Raw genomic sequence first — 16,661 nt, forward strand, 5'->3', positions numbered from 1 at the left:
GGGAAAGCGCATTAGCAGTTGCGGGTTAACGCGAAGCTTTGCCTTTCCTGACTTGTCGAAGAACGCAGATGCACCCCAACAGGGCAATGCCGTTAACCCATCTGCAATGGTGGATTCTGCCCGAAATCGGGACCGAAGCGGCCCCAGCGTTAACTCTGTGCCAGAATGGGACCGAACCGTTAGCCAAAGTGAATGGGCAGGTTGACCGGGTGTAACCTTTGGGTTACCTGTAACCTTTAAGTTACTAGGGCGAGGGATGCCAGCCAATGTCCGATTCTGCCAACGTTGCCGATCGTCTCAGTCGTCGCCGCGTGCGTGTCCTACGAGGCGCCATGATCATCTTCGCAGCCCAATCCACCCTGTTGCCTGTGGACATGCCGAAGCGAGTGGTCGAGTTCGTCGGTCTGGTCGCGTGGCTGGCCATGGCACAAATGCTGATGCTCGTTCTCACCACCGGAGGGTTATGGCTGCGTGATCCACAAGTGCGACAACTTGTGGACGACGAGGTCACCCGTGCGAACAGAGCGCGGGCGATGGAGTGGGGATTTTCGGCAGCGGTTCCCGTTGCCATTGTCGGGGCGCTTATTGCTTCCCTGACGAGAATGCCGGCGGTCTTCGGGTTCCGTATGGTCGTGCTGATAAGCCTGTTTGCGGCAATCGACCGCTTCGTCCGGCTGGAGCGCGCCGCCCTTGGCTGAGCGGCTTGCCAACGAACTGCGCGCCGCACGCGAGGCCAAGGGGTGGACCCAAGGCCAGCTCGCCGAGGCCATCGGCGTTTCGCGCAAGACCATCAACACCGTCGAGAATGGGGTGTTCATCCCCTCGACGATGATTGCCCTCAAGCTTGCAGCGGCCCTCGGCCAGCCGGTGGAGGCGCTATTCCGGCTGGTCGAAGAGTGACGGTGTGGAGCCCGCGGGCGGGGTGAGGCCGAGGTGCTGCCAGCCGCGATCGTTGAGGCAGCGGCCGCGCGCGGTGCGGGCGATCATGCCGAGCTGGATCAGGTAGGGCTCGATCACTTCCTCGATCGTGTCGCGCGGTTCCGAAAGCCCGGCTGCAAGCGTTTCGACGCCGACCGGGCCACCCTTGTAGATATCGGCGATCATCGTCAGGTAGCGGCGGTCCTGCAGGTCCAGCCCGATCTTGTCGACCTCAAGCCGGGTGAGCGCGTTGTCGGCAATGGACTGCGTGATCTTGTCCGCGCCCGCCACTTGCGCAAAGTCGCGCACGCGGCGCAGGAGGCGGCCGGCAACGCGGGGCGTGCCGCGCGAGCGGCGGGCGATCTCGGTGGCGCCGCCCTTGTCGATGCCGATGCCCATCAGCGAAGCGCCGCGCGCTACGACGCGCTCCAGTTCCTCGACAGAGTAGAACTGCAGGCGCACCGGGATGCCGAAGCGGTCTCGCAGCGGCGTCTGCAGCAGGCCCTGCCGCGTGGTCGCGCCGATCAGGGTGAAGGGTGGCAGGTCGATCCGTACCGAGCGGGCCGAGGGGCCTTCGCCGATCATCAGATCCAGCGCACGGTCTTCCATCGCCGGGTACAGCACTTCCTCGACCACGGGGTTGAGGCGGTGAATCTCGTCGATGAACAGGACGTCGCCGTGTTCGAGATTGGTCAGCAGCGCGGCGAGGTCACCGGCCTTGGCGATGACTGGGCCGGAGGTGGCGCGGAAATTGACGCCGAGTTCGCGCGCGATGATCTGGGCCAGCGTGGTCTTGCCAAGGCCCGGCGGGCCGAAGAACAGCACATGATCCATCGCCTCGCGCCGCATCTTGGCGCTTTCGATGAAGACCTGCAGGTTGTCCTTGGCTCCTGCCTGCCCGACGAATTCGGCCAGCGTCTTGGGCCGCAGCGCTGCGTCCTGATCCTCGATCTGCGAGGCGGGGGAGAGGAGGGGATTGTCGGTCATTTTTCCTGGCAATTCTGTGCAGCGTAATCCCAGGACCCGCCAGCATCGAGGCACGTGTCGATGGCAACCTCAGCACTTCCAAAGTGCCATATCAGGCCCAAGCCGCCCGCAAGAATGCCGAGTAGCAACATGCGCTTCACCCTGCCGCCCTCTTCAGCGCCACGCGCACCAGATCGTTCAGCCCGGCATCCTCGCCCAGTTCCTTGACCGCTGCGGCCACCGCGCTGCTCGCCACGGCGGGCTTGAAGCCCAGGTTCTGCAGAGCCGAAACGGCGTCGGCGCTGGCGTTGCCGGGGGGCGGGGTGAACGCTTCGCCACTGACCATGCCGGCAGGGGAGGCATAACCTGCAAGACCCCCAGCCTTGTCCTTCAGTTCGTTGACGATGCGGCTGGCAAGTTTGGGGCCAACGCCATTGGCGCGGGCGACCATCGCGCTGTCGCCGCGGACGCATGCGCGCTGGAGTTCTTCGATCGACAGGGCGGACAGGATCGCCAACGCCACCTTGCTGCCAACACCCTGCACCGCGGTAAGGAGACGGAACCAGGCGCGTTCGCCGGCGCTGGTGAAGCCGATAAGGCGCTGGTCGGTTTCGCTGACCTGCATTTCGGTATGGACGACGACCTTGTCGCCCCGGATACCCAGGTGCGTGAGCGTCTTGGCCGAGCATTGCACGAGATAGCCGACGCCATTCACGTCGATCACGGCCCAGTCGGGCCCGGTGTCATCAAGAATGCCTGTCAGCTTGGCGATCATGGTTTGTTCCTATGGCAGGAACTTTTTACCGTGGCCAGAGGCTACCTGCGCCAAATGCGGGGACGGGCAGCTAGTCGTTGGCTTGCTCGTCCTCGGGCACATCGTCCCATGGGCGGAAGTAGAGCTCTGCACATTCGTGCGCCATGACGCCGCCGGTCAGGGTGAGATCGTCCTTATAGGCATCGGCGACGAAGTCGAGCGTCGAGAGGTGACGGTCCTCGAAGTACATCTCGTGGACGTCTTCCCGGCCCGCGCCATAGACAATGCGCGAGATGCCGGCCCAGATCGAGGCCATGGTGCACATGCCGCAGGGCTGGAGCGTGGAATAGAGCGTGGCGCCGGGGAAGCGCATCTCTCCCGAGGATTTGCCTGCCGCGCGAATTGCCATCACTTCGGCATGGGCAGTAGCGTCGCAGTGTTCGGCCGTGCGGTTGACGCCGTGCGAAAGCAACTGGCCATCGCGCACGATGATTGCGGCGATCGGGGTGTTGGCAGGATCGGTGCCCTTGCGCGAGACGGCGAGGTCTCTTGCCCGGGCCATCCAGTCTTCGTCGCTCAGCTTGTCATTCAGTGCGTCCATCCGATCCATACGCCGGATGCGGGCGGACGTTCCGGATCAGCGGTGGCTGCCCAGCATGTTGGCGTGGGTGATTGCAACCGCCAAGGCGTCGGAAGCGTCCTCTCCGGCCAGTTGCACGCCGGGAAGCAGGATCTTGAGCATGTGCTGGATCTGCTGCTTTTCCGCGCCGCCGGTGCCGACCAGCGCCTTCTTGATGACCTTGGTGGGGTATTCGGCCACCGGGATTCCAGCCCGCGCGACCGCGACCATGGCTACGCCACGCGCCTGCCCGAGCTTGAGCGTGGACTGCGGGTTGACGTTGACGAAGACCTCTTCGACCGCGCCGGTATCAGGCTTGTAGATGTCGATCACGGCGGCGAGTGCGGAATCGAGTTCTACCAGGCGCGAGGCCATGGTGGCCTTGTTGTCGGTGCGGATCTGGCCGTTGGCCACATGGCTCAACCGGCTGCCCGACTTGGCGACGACGCCCCAGCCGGTGACAGTGAGCCCGGGGTCGATGCCCAGGATAATCATTGGCGCACCATCATCTCAGACTTTCAGTCCAAACCGGGGGCCGATCTGCATCATCACCAGATAGAGCACCACGGTCAGCAAGCAGCCGCCGACCAGCGCAATCCAGAACGGCACGCCATGGCGCAGCAGGGCCGGGATGACGAGAAACATCGGAAGCGAGGGCAGCACATACCAGAAGGTGGCCTCGGCGTGGATCGCCATGTTCTCGGCGTCAGGTCGGGCGTTCCACAGGAACATCATGCCGAGTACCGAGACAAGCGGGAGCGAGGCGACCAGCGCACCCAGGGCGGGCAGGCGCTTGCCGATTTCGGCAATGGCCGCGATCAGCACGCCCGAGAGCAGCGCCTTCGCGGCCAGTTGCCACATGTCGATCAGCCCAGCGTTTCCATGACGTCGTCAGGAATGTCGTAATTGCCCCACACGGTCTGGACGTCGTCATCGTCCTCAAGGACGTCGATCAGCTTGAGCAGGGTGGCGGCGTTGTCGGCATCGACCGAGGTCTTCAGGCTCGGCTTCCATGCCAGCTTCACGCCTTCGGCTTCGCCCAGGGTCTTCTCAAGCTCGCGCGCCACTTCGTGCAGCGATTCGACGGCGACCCAGATCTGGTGGCTGCCGGGGTTTTCATCGCCATCGCCCATGTCGGATTCGACGTCCTCGGCGCCGGCTTCGATCGCGGCTTCGAGGACCTTCTCCTCGTCACCCACCTTGCCGGGGTATTCGATCAGGCCGAGGCGTTCGAAACCATGGCTCACCGCGCCCGAGGCACCAAGGTTGCCGCCGTTCTTGGAGAAGGCGGTGCGGATGTTGGTGGCGGTGCGGTTGCGGTTGTCGGTCAGCGCTTCGACGATGATCGCGACGCCGCCCGGGCCATAGCCTTCGTAGCGCACTTCCTCGTAGTTCTCGCCATCGCCCTTCGATGCCTTGTCGATCGCGCGGGCAATGTTGTCCTTGGGCATGGACTGCGCCTTGGCCGCGTTGACAGCGGCGCGCAGGCGCGGGTTCATGTCCGGATCGGGCATGCCCATCTTGGCGGCCACGGTGATTTCGCGGCTGAGCTTGGAAAACTGTGCCGAGCGCTTTTTGTCCTGCGCGCCCTTGCGGTGCATGATGTTCTTGAATTTGGAATGGCCTGCCATGGTCCGTGCTTCTTGCGAGGTCTGAGTCTGGAAGTGCCCCTAGCCGAGACAGCGCAATCCGGCAATCGGTGTGGCGCCGCGGCATATTTGCGGGCATGACATGGCAATGATCCGCACCGTGCTTGCCGAACTTCGCAGCTTCCTTGCCCACCCCGCTCCGCAGCAGGCCAGCGGCCTCGATGCCGAAGGCGCCGTTACGCGCTGGGCTATCCTCACTGCGATTCAGGTCGCGGTGCTGGGATTGGTGATCATGCCGCTGATCCTCGTGTGGCAAAAGGCATTCGGCCTTTCGCCGCCGAACGCCTTCGACGGGATGGCGCCACTCGCGCTGTGGGGCGGGGCGGTCCTCCTCGGGCCGGTGCTTGAAGAACTGTTTTTCCGCGGCTGGATGAGTGGAACGCGGCGGGCGCTGACAACGATGGGAGTGCTGCTGATCGGCGCGTGCGTTGTCGTGGCGATGCGGGGCAACCAGGTCGCCGTGGCAATCGCGCTTGTCGGCACACTGGTTGCAACCGCGATCACGTGGTGGGTGAAGCGGCGTGACGGACATGTGCCCCTAGGTTTCAGGAAAGCATTTCCGGCACTGTTTTACATCACCACGCTGATCTTTGCGGGGCTGCACCTGTTCAACTACCCCGCGATCACGCTGGCCGCCGTGCCGATGGCCCTGCCGCAGTTCTGGTCGGGCCTGATGTTCGGGCATATGCGGGTGCGGGTGGGGATGGTCGCCGCCATCCTCAACCACATCGTGTCCAATGCCGTGATGCTGGGCGCTGCCTTGATTACCGGTTAGCCGTTGACCACCGTGCCGCCGTTCGGATGGAGCACCTGGCCGGACATGTAGGATGAATCCTCGCAAGCCAGGAACAGGAAGCTCGGGGCGACCTCGTTGGGCTGGCCGGGGCGGCCCATGGGCGTGTTCTCACCGAAATGGGCAAGCTTCTCCTCGGTTGCACCGCCACTGGGATTGAGCGGGGTCCAGATCGGACCGGGTGCGACCGCGTTCACGCGGATGCCCTCACCGACCAATTGCTCTGACAAGGCCCGCGTGAACGCCGTGATCGCGCCCTTGGTGCTGGAATAGTCGAGCAATTCGGGCTCGCCCTTGTAGCTTGTGATCGAGGTGCAGTTGACGATGGCTGCGCCCGGCTTGAGATGTTCGCGCGCGGCCTGGACCACATAGAACATCGAGAAGATGTTGGTCTGGAATGTCCGCTGCAACTGTTCGGTGGTGATGTCGCGAATGTCCTTGTCGGGGTGCTGTTCGCCGGCGTTGTTGACCAGCACATCAAGCTGGCCCCAGTCGCCGATGACCAGATCGACAAGCGCATGGGCGACTTCAGGATCGCCGAGGTCACCTGCAAAGGTCAGCGCCTCGGCGCCTTCGGCCTCGCACAGTTCGCGGGTCTTTGCCGCGTCCTCGTCCTCGCACAGATAGGCGATGGCGACCTTGGCGCCCTCGCGCGCGAAGAGCACGGCGACGGCGCGGCCGATCCCGCTGTCGGCACCGGTAACGATCGCGATCTTGCCCTTGAGACGCCCGGAGCCGGGATAGCGCGGCTGCCATTCCGGCTTGGGATCAAGGCCGGCTTCGGTGCCGGGGAGGCCATCTTCATGGATCGGCGGGCGGACGGTGGCATTCTGGGTCATCGGGCTATCCTGTTGAAATCACAGGAAGCCAATGGCCGGGCAGGGTGGCAGTTCCGCCCCTGCCCGGAAAACGCGATCAGTCGATGCCGAGGGCGTTCTTGTACGTTTCAAGCACGGCTTCCATCTCACGACGGTCGTCGGGCTTCATCTTCCGCAGGCGGACGATCTGGCGCATGATCTTGGCGTCATAACCAGTCGCCTTGGCTTCGTTGTAGACGTCCTTGATGTCGTCGCCGATGCCCTTCTTTTCCTCTTCGAGGCGTTCGATGCGCTCGATCAGGAGGCGCAGACGATCGTCTGCTGTCTTGGCGTCGTCGAATTCGACCATCGGGAAAGTCTCCGGGTATGCGGGTGAATCAGGTGGCGCGGCTGATAGCGGTGCCACCGGATTCGGGCAAAACCGGCCTGTGGATAGTCCGGGGATTAATGGGGTCTTGGTTGGCGGCAACGGCCTGGTGCTGCAAGGAAAGGCCGGTTGGCCTTTCCTTCACATCAGGAATGTCCGGCATTCTTCTTCAGGCTCTCGTCCATGCGGGCGAGCTGCTCGGGTGTCGCTTCGGTCTGATAGCGGGCCTTCCATTCGGCGGCAGGCAGGCCGTGGATCACTTCGCGCGCTGCGGCCTTGTCGCCCTCAAAGCCGCCCTCGATGATCCAGTCGGCCAGGCAGTTGCGGCAAAAGCCGGACAGCCCCATCAGGTCGATATTCTGGGCATCATGGCGGTGCTGCAGGTGCTTGACCAGCCGCCGGAAGGCAGCAGCCGCTACGGAATCCGGAAGCGCATCGATTGCATTCGTATCCACTGTAATCTTCCTTGGGTTTTGAAATGGCATGGGCCATAGCGCATCGCGCAGATTCATAAGGAGTACCAGCGTAGTGGCCAAGCTTGATCCTCGCGCCAACATGATCGCGGGCCGCAAGGTAAAGATCCTCGCCACGGTAGGCCCTGCCAGCCGCGAACCGGAGATGCTGGAAAAGCTCTACCGCGCCGGCGCCGATGCCTTTCGCGTGAACATGAGCCATGGCGAACATGCCATCCATGCCGAGACGATCGCCAACATCCGCGCTCTCGAGAAGAAGGTGAATCGCCCGATCACGATCCTGTGCGACTTGCAGGGCCCGAAACTGCGCGTCGGCAAGTTCAAGGAAGGTCGCGCGGTTATCCGGCATTCAGGCCACTTCACGCTCGACCGCAATCCCGAGCCGGGTGACGAAACCCGCGTCCAACTGCCGCACCCGGAACTCTTCGGCATCCTGCAGAAGGGCCAGCGCCTGCTGATTGACGACGGCAAGCTGCGGCTGCGCGTGATTCGGGCCGACCAGAACGAAATCCTGTGCTCGGCCGAAGTGGGCGGCGTCATTTCCGACCGCAAGGGTGTCAACGTGCCCGACGCGGTGGTGCCGGTGCCTGCCCTGACCGAGAAGGACCGCCGCGACCTGTCGTTTGCGGTGGAGCATGGCGCTGACTGGATCGCGCTGTCGTTCGTCCAGCGGCCCGAGGACGTGGCCGAGGCGCGACGCCTGATGGGCGGATACGGTTCGCTAATGGCCAAGATCGAGAAGCCGGCGGCGATCTCGCGGCTGGAAGAGATCATCGAACTGTCCGATGGCATCATGGTGGCCCGTGGCGACCTCGGCGTCGAACTCAATCCCGAAGAGGTGCCGCCGCTGCAGAAGCGGATCGTCGAGAGCGCCCGCCGCCAGGGCAAGCCGGTGGTCGTCGCCACGCAGATGCTGGAATCGATGATCGAGACGCCGACGCCCACGCGCGCCGAAGTCTCCGACGTCGCCAACGCTGTCTATGACGGCGCCGACGCGGTCATGCTCTCGGCCGAAACCGCTGCCGGCGCCTGGCCGGAGGAAGCGGTGACGATCATGCACCGCATCGCCGCGCAGGTCGAAGCCGATCCCGGCTATGCCGCGCGCGTGCATTTCATCGAAACGCTGCCCGATCCGACCACTGCCGATGCTTTGGCGCAGGCCGCTGCCAGCATTGCAGAGACGCTGCCGATTGCAGGGATCATCGTCTTCACCGGGTCGGGCTCGACGGCGCGACGCGTTGCGCGCGAACGGCCCGGCGTGCCGATGCTGGTGCTGACACCATCACAGACGACCGCCCGCAAGGTCGGGCTGCTGTGGGGGGCTCACGCGGTCAGCACCAAGGACATCGGCAGCTTCGAGGAGATGATCGCCAAGGGCAAGCGCATGGCGCTGCGTCATGGCTTCGGCGCAGCCGGTTCGCGGCTGGTGGCGCTGGCCGGGGTTCCATTCGGCACGCCGGGGGCGACCAATCTGCTTCATGTCGTCACGCTTCAGGGCAACGAACTGGACCATCACAAGTGACAATGATGTAAATATGCAACGATGCATGTAAGATTTAATTGCTCATTTAAAAACAGGTTGAATGTCGGCCTCTTACGGGCATTTTCAGCTCCACAATATAAAACGGGAGCTGTGAATGGCATTGAAATCGAGCAAGGTCGTGCGTGCGTTTTCGGGTGGTTTGAGCGTCCTTGCGCTCTCCGTCGCCGGAGCCGGCGCGGCCTTTGCGCAAGAAGCGGCGCAGAACCAGGAGCAGTCGGCGATCGACGTGCTCAACGCCGACATCATCGTGACGGCAACCAAGAAGAAGGACGTCGAAAACGTCCAGGACGTGCCGGTTGCCATCACCGCGTTCAATGCGCAGAGCCTGCAGGCGCTGCAGGTGCGCGACATCCAGACGCTGACCTACAGCGCGCCGAACGTTTCGCTCGACCAGGTCGGCACCTCGCGCGGTACGGCCAACTTCTCGATCCGTGGCCTCGGCGTGAACAGCTCGATCCCGTCGATCGATCCGACCGTCGGCGTCTTCGTCGATGGCGTCTACATCGGCGTGAACAACGGCCTGGTGTTCGACGTGTTCGATCTCGGTTCGGTCGAAGTGGCGCGCGGTCCGCAGGGTATCCTCTATGGCCGCAACACCACTGGCGGCGCGGTGCTGATCAACACCGGCGATCCGACGTCGGAGCTTCGCGGCAACTTCCGCACCTTCTATGAAGGCCCAATCGACTCTGGCCGCGGATCCGGAAACTTCGCTGCGCAGGCCGTGATCTCGGGTCCGATCATCGCCGACAAGCTCAATTTCAAGGTCGGCGCCTACGTCAATTCCGACCAGGGCTATTTCAAGAACCTGTTCAACGGGAAGGACTTCGGCAAGGCGCAGACGCAGATCCTGCGTGGCGCGCTCGAGTTCCTGCCGTCGGATGCCATTCGCATGGTCGCCAAGGTTGAATACTTCAACAGCGACGGCGATGGTCCGGCTGGCCAGAACCACGGCCTCTACAAGCGTGACACCTTCGACTTCTCGATCGATAACGGCGGCTTCTACAAGAACCGCACCTGGTTCGCGACGCACAAGACCGAGATCGACGTTGGCGACGGCAAGATCACGAACATCTTCGGCTTCCGCGACTATGATGCCTCGACCGGCGGTGACATCGACGCAAAGCCGGTCTTCGTGTTCCACTCCAACACGCTGTTCAAGCAGCGCCAGTATTCGGACGAGCTGCGTTACAACAACCGTTTCGGGGCGCTCGACTTCACGGCTGGCGGCTTCTGGTTCACGCAGGACCTGCGCTATGACGAGTTGCGCTTCTTCCCGCGCACGATCAGCCCGACGACGCAATATGGTGGCGGCCGTCAGGACCATGACGTGCTTGGCGTGTTTGCCTCCGGCGATTTCGACGTGACCGAAAAGCTCACCCTTACGGCCGGCCTCCGCTGGTCGAAGGAAACCAAGGACGTTGCGGTTACCTACATCCGGCCTCGCGCCGAGTGCTCGGTGGTCTTCGCAACTTGCCCGACATCGGGTGTCAATCCGCTGATCCCCAACGAGAACAACGGCTTCAAGGACAAGCGCACCTGGGAAAACTGGAGCCCCAAGCTGGGCTTCCAGTACAAGTTCAATGGCGATGCGCAGGCCTACGGCAATTGGACGCGGGGCTTCCGTTCGGGTGGCTACAACTTCCGCATCACCAATGCCCGCGCCTTCGAAGCCGTGGCCGCGACGCGCGGTCTGTCTTTCGATGAGGAACAGGTCGACAGCTACGAACTGGGCGTCAAGTACCGCTCGCCCGACCGCAAGCTGACGCTGAATCTCGCTGCCTTCCGCACAGACGTCGGCAACATGCAGCGTGAAGTCAACGAAGGCTCGGCAGCGGGCGTGGCGCAATCGATCTTCAACACCGCCGATGCCCGCATCAACGGTATCGAGGGTGAGGGCCGCTTCGCCGTGGGCAAGAACTTCCTGCTGACTGCCAACTTCGGCTATATCGATGCCAAGTACACCAAGGTGCTGTTCGATATCTCCAGCGATGGTGTCGTCAACGATGCCGACAAGGCACTCGACCTGCCCCGTACACCGAAGTGGACGTATGGCGTTGGTGTGCTAGGCGATTTCCCGGTCGGCGATCGCAAGTCGTTTGTCGCACGCGCCAACTTCCAGCATCGCGACCGTTTTGCCTATACCGACAACAACTTCGGCTGGATTACCTCGTCCGACAACCTCGATGCCTCGCTCAGCTACAAGACCGGCGGGGTGACCTTCACCGTCTATGGCCGCAACCTGCTAGACCAGGTTCAGCATGGCGGGGATACGCAACTCGGCACGGCGGCGCAGATCCCCGTTTTCGGCGGTCCGCTCTCGACCGGCGTCGACCGGCCCTTTGCCGACAATCCGAAGGCAGGGACGTTCTCGCCGCTGGTGCGTGGTCGCGTTCTTGGTGTCGAGATCAACGCAGACTTCTGATCCCGCTAAGCCAAAGACCGGTCGGGCCGCGCAGGGTGACTTGCGCGGCCCGATTGCCGTTCAATTGGGCTTTGCCGTTACCGAGGCCAGGCGGATGGCGTCGCGGCCAGGACGCTTGTCGGAGGACACCACGCGGTTCTTGCCGGCCTTCTTGGCTGCATAGAGGGCGGTATCGGTGATCGGCAGGATGTCGGTTGCCGATGTTGCCGTCTCAGGCACTGCGCCTACACCGAGAGACGCCGAGATCGCGCATTCGTGGCTGGCGGCTAGCGATTCGATCCGGGTGCGCAAGGCTTCCGCCTTTTCCAGCGCGTCCTCCAGCGAGCAGTCCGGAAGGATCGCCACCAGTTCTTCCCCGCCATAGCGGCAGACGACGTCGCTCGGGCGCAGCGCACCGACAATCTGGGCTGCCACATCGCGCAACACGGCATCGCCCTTGGCGTGGCCATGCTCGTCGTTTAGCTTCTTGAAATTGTCGAGATCGAGCATGATCACTGACGTGCTTGCGCCGCTGCGCGAGCCGAGCGAGACGAAGCGCTCGAGCGCGTCTTCCATGTAGCGGCGGTTGTAGAGGCCGGTGAGCGGATCGCGCAGCGACTGCGTCCGCAGTTTCTCCCGCAGCGCGATGTTGGATAGCGCCAGCGACATGGAATCTGCCAGGGCCCGGCCGAGGCGGCGGATCTCCAGTAGCTGTGCGAAGGCCCCGTCCTGCTCATGGTGGACGAGGACCAGCAGCCCGTGCAGTTGGCCGCAAGCCATCATCGGCAGTTCGACGCTGGCGATCTGCGAGGCATGGTGGGCACAGCACAAGGTTGCATCGGCGGGAGCGTTGATGTGCGGCTTGCCGCGCTTGAGCGCCCAGCAATTGGACGGCGAGAGCGATTCGGGAACGGTGAAACCGTCCGGCATGTCCCAGGCCCGTGCGAGGTCGAGCCGGTCACGCGAGTTGTTGAAGACGAAGAGTGCCGCGCCATAGGCGGGCAGCAGACGCCGGGCCGTTGCCATCAGCACGGCGCTGGCATCTTCGTAAGTCTCTGCAGCCTGCAGCATGTCGGTCATCGCGAACAGTTCCTGGATCTGTTCGCGCGAATCGCGGGTCTGTCGGAATTGCTGCTGCTGACGGGCACGGATGGACAGGGCGACGCGACGCAGGATCAACTGCAGGCCGAAAACGCTGGCAAGGCCAAGCGCGGCCACACCGGCAAGGCGATCATGATAGCGTTCGTCAACGATCAGCGTAAGCAGGACGGCGATCAGCACGATGGCCTGCGCCGCCATCGCGCCGATATGGGTGCGGTCAAGCAACCTGTCGTCCGCCTTGAGGCGGCCACTTTCAGGTGCCGGCTTGATGGCCATTGTGATTATATCTCCCAGTGTCGCGCGTTATCTTGGCGAAGCAACCGGGCAAAACAGATTAAGCCCGACGGCAGTACTGTGCCGTCTAGATCGTAAGCTTGAAATTAACGTTAAAAAACCTGCCTTTTCAGCGCTCTCCGAAGAGTGCTGAGCCGATCCGGACGTGGCTCGCGCCCAGTTGCACGGCCGTCTCGAAATCGTCGCTCATGCCCATCGAAAGACCCGAAAGGCCGTTGTCGTCAGCCAGCTTGTCAAGCAGGGCGAAGAATGGTGCGGCCTCGATGCTGGCGGGCGGCACGCACATCAGGCCGACAATCTGCAATCCCGCCTCTCTGGCCAGGGCCAGAAGGACAGGCACTTCGGACACGGCGCAGCCGCCCTTCTGCTCTTCGGCGCCGATGTTGACCTGCACGAAGCAGGGCACCTTGCGGCCGAGCTTTTCCTGCGCCTTGCCCAAGGCCGTGACGAGGCTGGCCCGGTCGACCGAGTGGATGCAATCGAACAGGGCGACCGCGTCCTCGGCCTTGTTGGACTGAAGCTGGCCGACGAGGTGGAGCTGCACTTCTGCGTGGGCGGCGCGGATCTCGGGCCATTTGGCCTGCGCTTCCTGTACGCGGTTCTCACCGAAAACCGTCTGGCCCTGTGCAATCAGGCCCAGGATCGCCTCTGCGGGCTTGGTCTTCGACACGGCAACCAGCGTGACGTCTTCGGCCTTGCGACCGGCAATGCGGGCTGCCGCGGCAATGCGCGCACGCACCTGTTCGAGCGGGCTTGCGGGGGCGGAGGAAGGGACTGCCTGTTCCATGGCGCGGTGCTATAGCGCGGCGATGGGAAAGCGCCAGAGCATCAGAGGGCAGGTGGGCACGCGGCGATCCTTGCCCGTGCGCCTGCTGCTGACCGATGAGCGCAACGACGCCCGCCTCGAGCGCGTGATTGCTCGCCTCGGCAAGGGCGATGCCGTTGTCTTCCGCCACTACCACCTGGCGCCCCACGCGCGGATGCAGCGTTTCCGCCAATTGCAACGACGCGCACGGGCGCGCGGGGTCGGCGTGATTGCAGCGCGGCTGGATTGCACAGAGCGCGTCGACGGCGTCTATGGCTCTGCCCGCGAAGTAGCCGGGGCGCCGGGCTGGAAGCTGGCCACGGCCCATTCGCTGGCCGAGATTGCAGCGGCGGTGCGGGCAGGGGCCGACGCCGTGCTGCTTTCCCCGGTTTTCCCGACACGCTCACACCCAGGCGCGCCAGTGCTCGGGCCCCTGCGCTTTCTCCTCATGGCAAGGCGCAGTCCCTTGCCGGTCATTGCGCTTGGCGGGATGGCCGCACGGCGCGCGGCGCGCCTTCCGGTGCACGGCTGGGCTGCGATCGATGGCCTGATCTGAACCATTGATTCACCGCATTTTCCGCCCTGTTTCTTGACGGTGAGTCCCCTTCGGGCGCATTATGCCGACGAGAAGCAAGGGCTTCGGGGCAGGGATACGGAATAGACATGGCAAGCCGGGCAGGGACAACCGCAACGCGCGCGCGCGCCGATTGGCGCGCCGTCCTGCGTCGCTCGGTCCGCCGCAGTGCCGAACTGCTGGGCGGCGGCGTGCTCGTCGCGGCGATGCTCTTCCTGCTGCTCGCGCTGGTCAGCTATACCCAGACCGACCCTTCTGGCAGCACCGCCTCGGGCAGCCCGGTCGAAAACTGGATGGGTATTCCTGGGGCCTGGACAGCCGAACTGGTGCTGCGCCTGTTCGGCTTGCCCGGCGCGTTGCTGCTGCCGTTGCTGTGGGTGTTTGCCCGACGTCTGTGGGATGCCGAAAGCGATTTCGTCGACGTCGACGAGGACGAGGAAGCAATTCCCGCACCGCGCTGGTGGCGGCCCACGCTGCTGCTCTTTGTTTCGATGGCGTTGCTTGGCACTGCGCTTGCGCTGTGGGGAGCAAGCAGCGCCAGCCGCCTTCCGGCCGGACCTGGCGGCTTGTGGGGGCTGCTCGGTGCGGCGGCGGTCAACGGTCTTGCCGGTCTGGTGCCGCAGGTTTCGGCGCCATGGTTCACCGTGCCGGTCGGGCTGGCCGCGCTGGCCGGAGGCATGGCGATCGCCAGCCGCATCTTCGCGTTCGATTGGGGCTCACTGCTCAGCTTGCCACCCTTCCTTCGCGGATCGGCAAGAGAGCGCGAGATCGCGGTTGACGACGAGGATGAGCAGGAGACCGTAACGCGGCCGAAGAAAGAGCGGCGCGAGAAGGAAGTGCGTGCCGCTGCCGAAGCGGTCGACGTTGCCGATGCTCTTGCCCAGCGCAAGCCGACGGAGATCAGCGATCCGACGCGCACTCCCGCGCCGGCCGCCGTGCAGCCCAAGGCGCGGCAGGGCGACCTGTTCGACAACAAGTACGAATTGCCATCGATCGAACTGCTGGTCGAGGCGCCCGCCGGATCGACCCAGAAGATCGACAAATTGGCGCTCGAGCGAAACGCCCGCCTGCTCGAGAATGTGCTCGACGACTTCAACGTGAAGGGCGAGATCACCGCCGTGCGCACCGGTCCGGTGGTGACCATGTACGAACTGGAACCCGCGCCCGGCATCAAGGCCAGCCGCGTGATCGGCCTTGCCGACGACGTCGCCCGCAACATGAGCGCGATATCCGCACGCGTCTCGTCGATTCCCGGGCGCACGGTGATGGGCATCGAACTGCCCAACGCTATCCGCGACATGGTCTCGTTCCGAGAACTGATCGGCTGCGAGAAGTTTGCCAATTCCAAGGCCTTGCTGCCGATCATCCTCGGCAAGGACATTGCCGGAGAGCCGATCGTGGCCGACCTTGCCACGATGCCTCACCTGCTAGTGGCCGGTACCACCGGCTCGGGCAAGTCGGTCGGTCTGAACTGCATCCTGCTCTCACTGCTCTATCGCCTGACGCCCGCGCAATGCCGCCTCATCCTCGTCGATCCCAAGGTGCTTGAGCTCAAGTCCTACGACGACATCCCGCACCTGCTTTCGCCGGTGGTGACTGAGCCTGCCAAGGCCGTTCGCGCGCTGAAGTGGGCGGTCGAGGAAATGGAGCGGCGCTATCGCCAGATGTCCTCGATCGGCGTGCGCAACATCTCGGGCTTCAACGAGAAGGTGCGTGCGGCGCAGGCCAAGGGCAAGCCGCTCGGCCGTCGCATCCAGGTGGGCTTCGATCCCGATACGGGCGAGGAACTTTTCGAGGAGCAGCAGCTCGATTATCAGGTCCTGCCGCAGATCGTGGTGATCGTGGACGAGCTGGCCGACCTCATGGTCACGGTCGGCAAGGAAATCGAAGTGCTGATCCAGCGCCTTTCGCAGAAGAGCCGCGCCGCCGGCATCCACCTGATCATGGCAACGCAGCGCCCCTCGGTCGACGTCATCACCGGCGTGATCAAGGCAAACCTGCCGACGCGCATTTCCTTTGCCGTCACCAGCCGCATCGACAGCCGAACCATCCTTGGCGAGCAGGGTGCCGAGCAACTGCTGGGCAAGGGCGACATGCTCTACAAGCCCAACACCGATCCCATCAAGCGCGTCCACGGACCGTTCGTCTCGGACGAGGAGGTGGAGAAGGTGGCTGATCACTGGCGCGGCCAGGGCAGCCCGGAATACGTTGATTCGGTTACGGAAGAACCTGAAGACGGCGGCTTCGGCTTCGATGATATCGACAGCGCGTCGGACAATCCCGAAGAGCGCAAGTACCGTCAGGTCTGCCAGCTCGTATTCGAAAGCCAGAAGGCTTCGGCAAGCTGGATCCAGCGCCAGATGGGCGTGGGCTACAACACCGCATCCAAGTGGATCGAGCGCATGGAAGCCGATGGTTTCGTCGGGCCGGCCAATCATGTGGGCCGGCGTGACATTTACCGCGACAAGGATGGCAATCCGCTCTGACCGAACCCTCGTTACGCAGACTATGAAAATATCGCCATGAACGCATCAGGTGATGTTCACCAATTGCGCAGCTTCGCATTAACTCACTCATAAGTTTGGC

The 16,661-nt window shown here is 63.6% G+C and carries 18 protein-coding genes; 7 read left to right on the forward strand and 11 right to left on the reverse strand.

The features are described 5' to 3' along the window. Window positions 1–266: 266 nt before the first annotated feature. Together B9A23_RS12600 and B9A23_RS12605 are read left to right on the forward strand one after the other, a co-directional pair. Window positions 267–698: a hypothetical protein gene (locus B9A23_RS12600; protein ID WP_139797450.1), complete on the forward strand. Its 432-nt coding sequence runs from the start codon at window positions 267–269 to the stop codon at window positions 696–698. Continuing rightward, on the forward strand, window positions 691–900 hold the full coding sequence (locus B9A23_RS12605; protein WP_084279414.1) for a helix-turn-helix transcriptional regulator: 210 nt from the start codon (window positions 691–693) through the stop codon (window positions 898–900). The genes B9A23_RS12600 and B9A23_RS12605 overlap by 8 nt, the downstream gene beginning before the upstream one ends. Here B9A23_RS12605 and ruvB read toward each other — a convergent pair. The 6 genes from ruvB to B9A23_RS12635 all read right to left on the reverse strand — a co-directional run bounded on the left by ruvB (window position 877) and on the right by B9A23_RS12635 (window position 4,888). Next, window positions 877–1,905 (reverse strand): Holliday junction branch migration DNA helicase RuvB, encoded by a 1,029-nt coding sequence (gene ruvB / locus B9A23_RS12610; protein ID WP_084279415.1) that lies wholly within the window; start codon window positions 1,903–1,905, stop codon window positions 877–879. The two genes, B9A23_RS12605 and ruvB, sit on opposite strands and share 24 nt — an antisense overlap. 136 nt (window positions 1,906–2,041) lie before the next feature. Then, window positions 2,042–2,659 (reverse strand): Holliday junction branch migration protein RuvA, encoded by a 618-nt coding sequence (gene ruvA / locus B9A23_RS12615; protein WP_084279416.1) that lies wholly within the window; start codon window positions 2,657–2,659, stop codon window positions 2,042–2,044. Window positions 2,660–2,729: 70 nt separating this feature from the next. Further along, window positions 2,730–3,239, reverse strand: coding sequence for a nucleoside deaminase (locus tag B9A23_RS12620; protein WP_254895098.1), 510 nt, complete (start codon window positions 3,237–3,239; stop codon window positions 2,730–2,732). Window positions 3,240–3,275: 36 nt separating this feature from the next. Beyond that, complete coding sequence (gene ruvC / locus B9A23_RS12625) at window positions 3,276–3,752, reverse strand: crossover junction endodeoxyribonuclease RuvC (RefSeq protein WP_084279417.1); 477 nt, start codon at window positions 3,750–3,752, stop codon at window positions 3,276–3,278. Between the two features lie 15 nt (window positions 3,753–3,767). Beyond that, window positions 3,768–4,118: a DUF3147 family protein gene (locus tag B9A23_RS12630; protein ID WP_084279418.1), complete on the reverse strand. Its 351-nt coding sequence runs from the start codon at window positions 4,116–4,118 to the stop codon at window positions 3,768–3,770. A 5-nt stretch (window positions 4,119–4,123) separates the two neighbouring features. After that, window positions 4,124–4,888, reverse strand: coding sequence for a YebC/PmpR family DNA-binding transcriptional regulator (locus B9A23_RS12635; RefSeq protein WP_084279419.1), 765 nt, complete (start codon window positions 4,886–4,888; stop codon window positions 4,124–4,126). Between the two features lie 100 nt (window positions 4,889–4,988). On the opposite strand from B9A23_RS12635, the gene B9A23_RS12640 reads away from it, so the two are divergent. Further along, a complete protein-coding gene (locus B9A23_RS12640) occupies window positions 4,989–5,681 on the forward strand; it encodes a CPBP family glutamic-type intramembrane protease (protein WP_084279420.1) in 693 nt (230 codons plus the stop codon). On the opposite strand, the gene B9A23_RS12645 is transcribed toward B9A23_RS12640, so the two are convergent. From B9A23_RS12645 to B9A23_RS12655, 3 genes are all read right to left on the reverse strand, one after another. Then, window positions 5,678–6,538 (reverse strand): SDR family oxidoreductase, encoded by an 861-nt coding sequence (locus B9A23_RS12645; RefSeq protein WP_084279421.1) that lies wholly within the window; start codon window positions 6,536–6,538, stop codon window positions 5,678–5,680. The two genes, B9A23_RS12640 and B9A23_RS12645, sit on opposite strands and share 4 nt — an antisense overlap. A gap of 76 nt (window positions 6,539–6,614) precedes the next feature. Further along, window positions 6,615–6,866 (reverse strand): DUF2312 domain-containing protein, encoded by a 252-nt coding sequence (locus B9A23_RS12650; protein WP_039333612.1) that lies wholly within the window; start codon window positions 6,864–6,866, stop codon window positions 6,615–6,617. Window positions 6,867–7,030: 164 nt separating this feature from the next. After that, entirely contained in the window at window positions 7,031–7,369 is a 339-nt protein-coding gene (locus B9A23_RS12655; RefSeq protein ID WP_084279571.1) for a DUF1244 domain-containing protein, read from the reverse strand. Window positions 7,370–7,439: 70 nt separating this feature from the next. On the opposite strand from B9A23_RS12655, the gene pyk reads away from it, so the two are divergent. After that, window positions 7,440–8,879: a pyruvate kinase gene (pyk, locus tag B9A23_RS12660; RefSeq protein WP_084279572.1), complete on the forward strand. Its 1,440-nt coding sequence runs from the start codon at window positions 7,440–7,442 to the stop codon at window positions 8,877–8,879. Window positions 8,880–8,994: 115 nt separating this feature from the next. After that, complete coding sequence (locus tag B9A23_RS12665) at window positions 8,995–11,322, forward strand: TonB-dependent receptor (protein WP_084279422.1); 2,328 nt, start codon at window positions 8,995–8,997, stop codon at window positions 11,320–11,322. 60 nt (window positions 11,323–11,382) lie between these two features. Here B9A23_RS12665 and B9A23_RS12670 read toward each other — a convergent pair whose 3' ends face one another. After that, window positions 11,383–12,678 (reverse strand): sensor domain-containing diguanylate cyclase, encoded by a 1,296-nt coding sequence (locus B9A23_RS12670; protein WP_084279423.1) that lies wholly within the window; start codon window positions 12,676–12,678, stop codon window positions 11,383–11,385. Window positions 12,679–12,805: 127 nt separating this feature from the next. Then, window positions 12,806–13,483 (reverse strand): YggS family pyridoxal phosphate-dependent enzyme, encoded by a 678-nt coding sequence (locus B9A23_RS12675; RefSeq protein ID WP_084279424.1) that lies wholly within the window; start codon window positions 13,481–13,483, stop codon window positions 12,806–12,808. Here B9A23_RS12675 and B9A23_RS12680 point away from each other — a divergent pair. Both B9A23_RS12680 and B9A23_RS12685 read left to right on the forward strand, forming a co-directional pair. Continuing rightward, entirely contained in the window at window positions 13,482–14,057 is a 576-nt protein-coding gene (locus B9A23_RS12680; RefSeq protein WP_254895099.1) for a thiamine phosphate synthase, read from the forward strand. The two genes, B9A23_RS12675 and B9A23_RS12680, sit on opposite strands and share 2 nt — an antisense overlap. Window positions 14,058–14,164: 107 nt before the next feature. Beyond that, the gene (locus B9A23_RS12685; RefSeq protein ID WP_084279425.1) at window positions 14,165–16,561 is read left to right on the forward strand and encodes an FtsK/SpoIIIE family DNA translocase; all 2,397 of its coding nucleotides are present in this window, start codon (window positions 14,165–14,167) and stop codon (window positions 16,559–16,561) included. Window positions 16,562–16,661 lie beyond the last annotated feature (100 nt).

It is taken from the genome of Novosphingobium sp. B1, assembly GCF_900176395.1.
Classification (GTDB): domain Bacteria; phylum Pseudomonadota; class Alphaproteobacteria; order Sphingomonadales; family Sphingomonadaceae; genus Novosphingobium.

What these genes read in the sequence shown, in the direction of transcription:
- B9A23_RS12685 (WP_084279425.1), top strand. Translation starts at nt 14,165, where the DNA reads ATGGCAAGCCGGGCAGGGACAACCGCAACGCGCGCGCGCGCCGATTGG.
- ruvC (WP_084279417.1), bottom strand. Translation starts at nt 3,752, where the DNA reads ATGATTATCCTGGGCATCGACCCCGGGCTCACTGTCACCGGCTGGGGC.
- B9A23_RS12670 (WP_084279423.1), bottom strand. Translation starts at nt 12,678, where the DNA reads ATGGCCATCAAGCCGGCACCTGAAAGTGGCCGCCTCAAGGCGGACGAC.
- B9A23_RS12675 (WP_084279424.1), bottom strand. Translation starts at nt 13,483, where the DNA reads ATGGAACAGGCAGTCCCTTCCTCCGCCCCCGCAAGCCCGCTCGAACAG.
- B9A23_RS12680 (WP_254895099.1), top strand. Translation starts at nt 13,482, where the DNA reads ATGGCGCGGTGCTATAGCGCGGCGATGGGAAAGCGCCAGAGCATCAGA.
- B9A23_RS12650 (WP_039333612.1), bottom strand. Translation starts at nt 6,866, where the DNA reads ATGGTCGAATTCGACGACGCCAAGACAGCAGACGATCGTCTGCGCCTC.
- ruvB (WP_084279415.1), bottom strand. Translation starts at nt 1,905, where the DNA reads ATGACCGACAATCCCCTCCTCTCCCCCGCCTCGCAGATCGAGGATCAG.
- pyk (WP_084279572.1), top strand. Translation starts at nt 7,440, where the DNA reads ATGATCGCGGGCCGCAAGGTAAAGATCCTCGCCACGGTAGGCCCTGCC.
- B9A23_RS12600 (WP_139797450.1), top strand. Translation starts at nt 267, where the DNA reads ATGTCCGATTCTGCCAACGTTGCCGATCGTCTCAGTCGTCGCCGCGTG.
- B9A23_RS12645 (WP_084279421.1), bottom strand. Translation starts at nt 6,538, where the DNA reads ATGACCCAGAATGCCACCGTCCGCCCGCCGATCCATGAAGATGGCCTC.
- B9A23_RS12635 (WP_084279419.1), bottom strand. Translation starts at nt 4,888, where the DNA reads ATGGCAGGCCATTCCAAATTCAAGAACATCATGCACCGCAAGGGCGCG.
- ruvA (WP_084279416.1), bottom strand. Translation starts at nt 2,659, where the DNA reads ATGATCGCCAAGCTGACAGGCATTCTTGATGACACCGGGCCCGACTGG.
- B9A23_RS12630 (WP_084279418.1), bottom strand. Translation starts at nt 4,118, where the DNA reads ATGTGGCAACTGGCCGCGAAGGCGCTGCTCTCGGGCGTGCTGATCGCG.
- B9A23_RS12620 (WP_254895098.1), bottom strand. Translation starts at nt 3,239, where the DNA reads ATGGACGCACTGAATGACAAGCTGAGCGACGAAGACTGGATGGCCCGG.
- B9A23_RS12655 (WP_084279571.1), bottom strand. Translation starts at nt 7,369, where the DNA reads ATGCCATTTCAAAACCCAAGGAAGATTACAGTGGATACGAATGCAATC.
- B9A23_RS12640 (WP_084279420.1), top strand. Translation starts at nt 4,989, where the DNA reads ATGGCAATGATCCGCACCGTGCTTGCCGAACTTCGCAGCTTCCTTGCC.
- B9A23_RS12665 (WP_084279422.1), top strand. Translation starts at nt 8,995, where the DNA reads ATGGCATTGAAATCGAGCAAGGTCGTGCGTGCGTTTTCGGGTGGTTTG.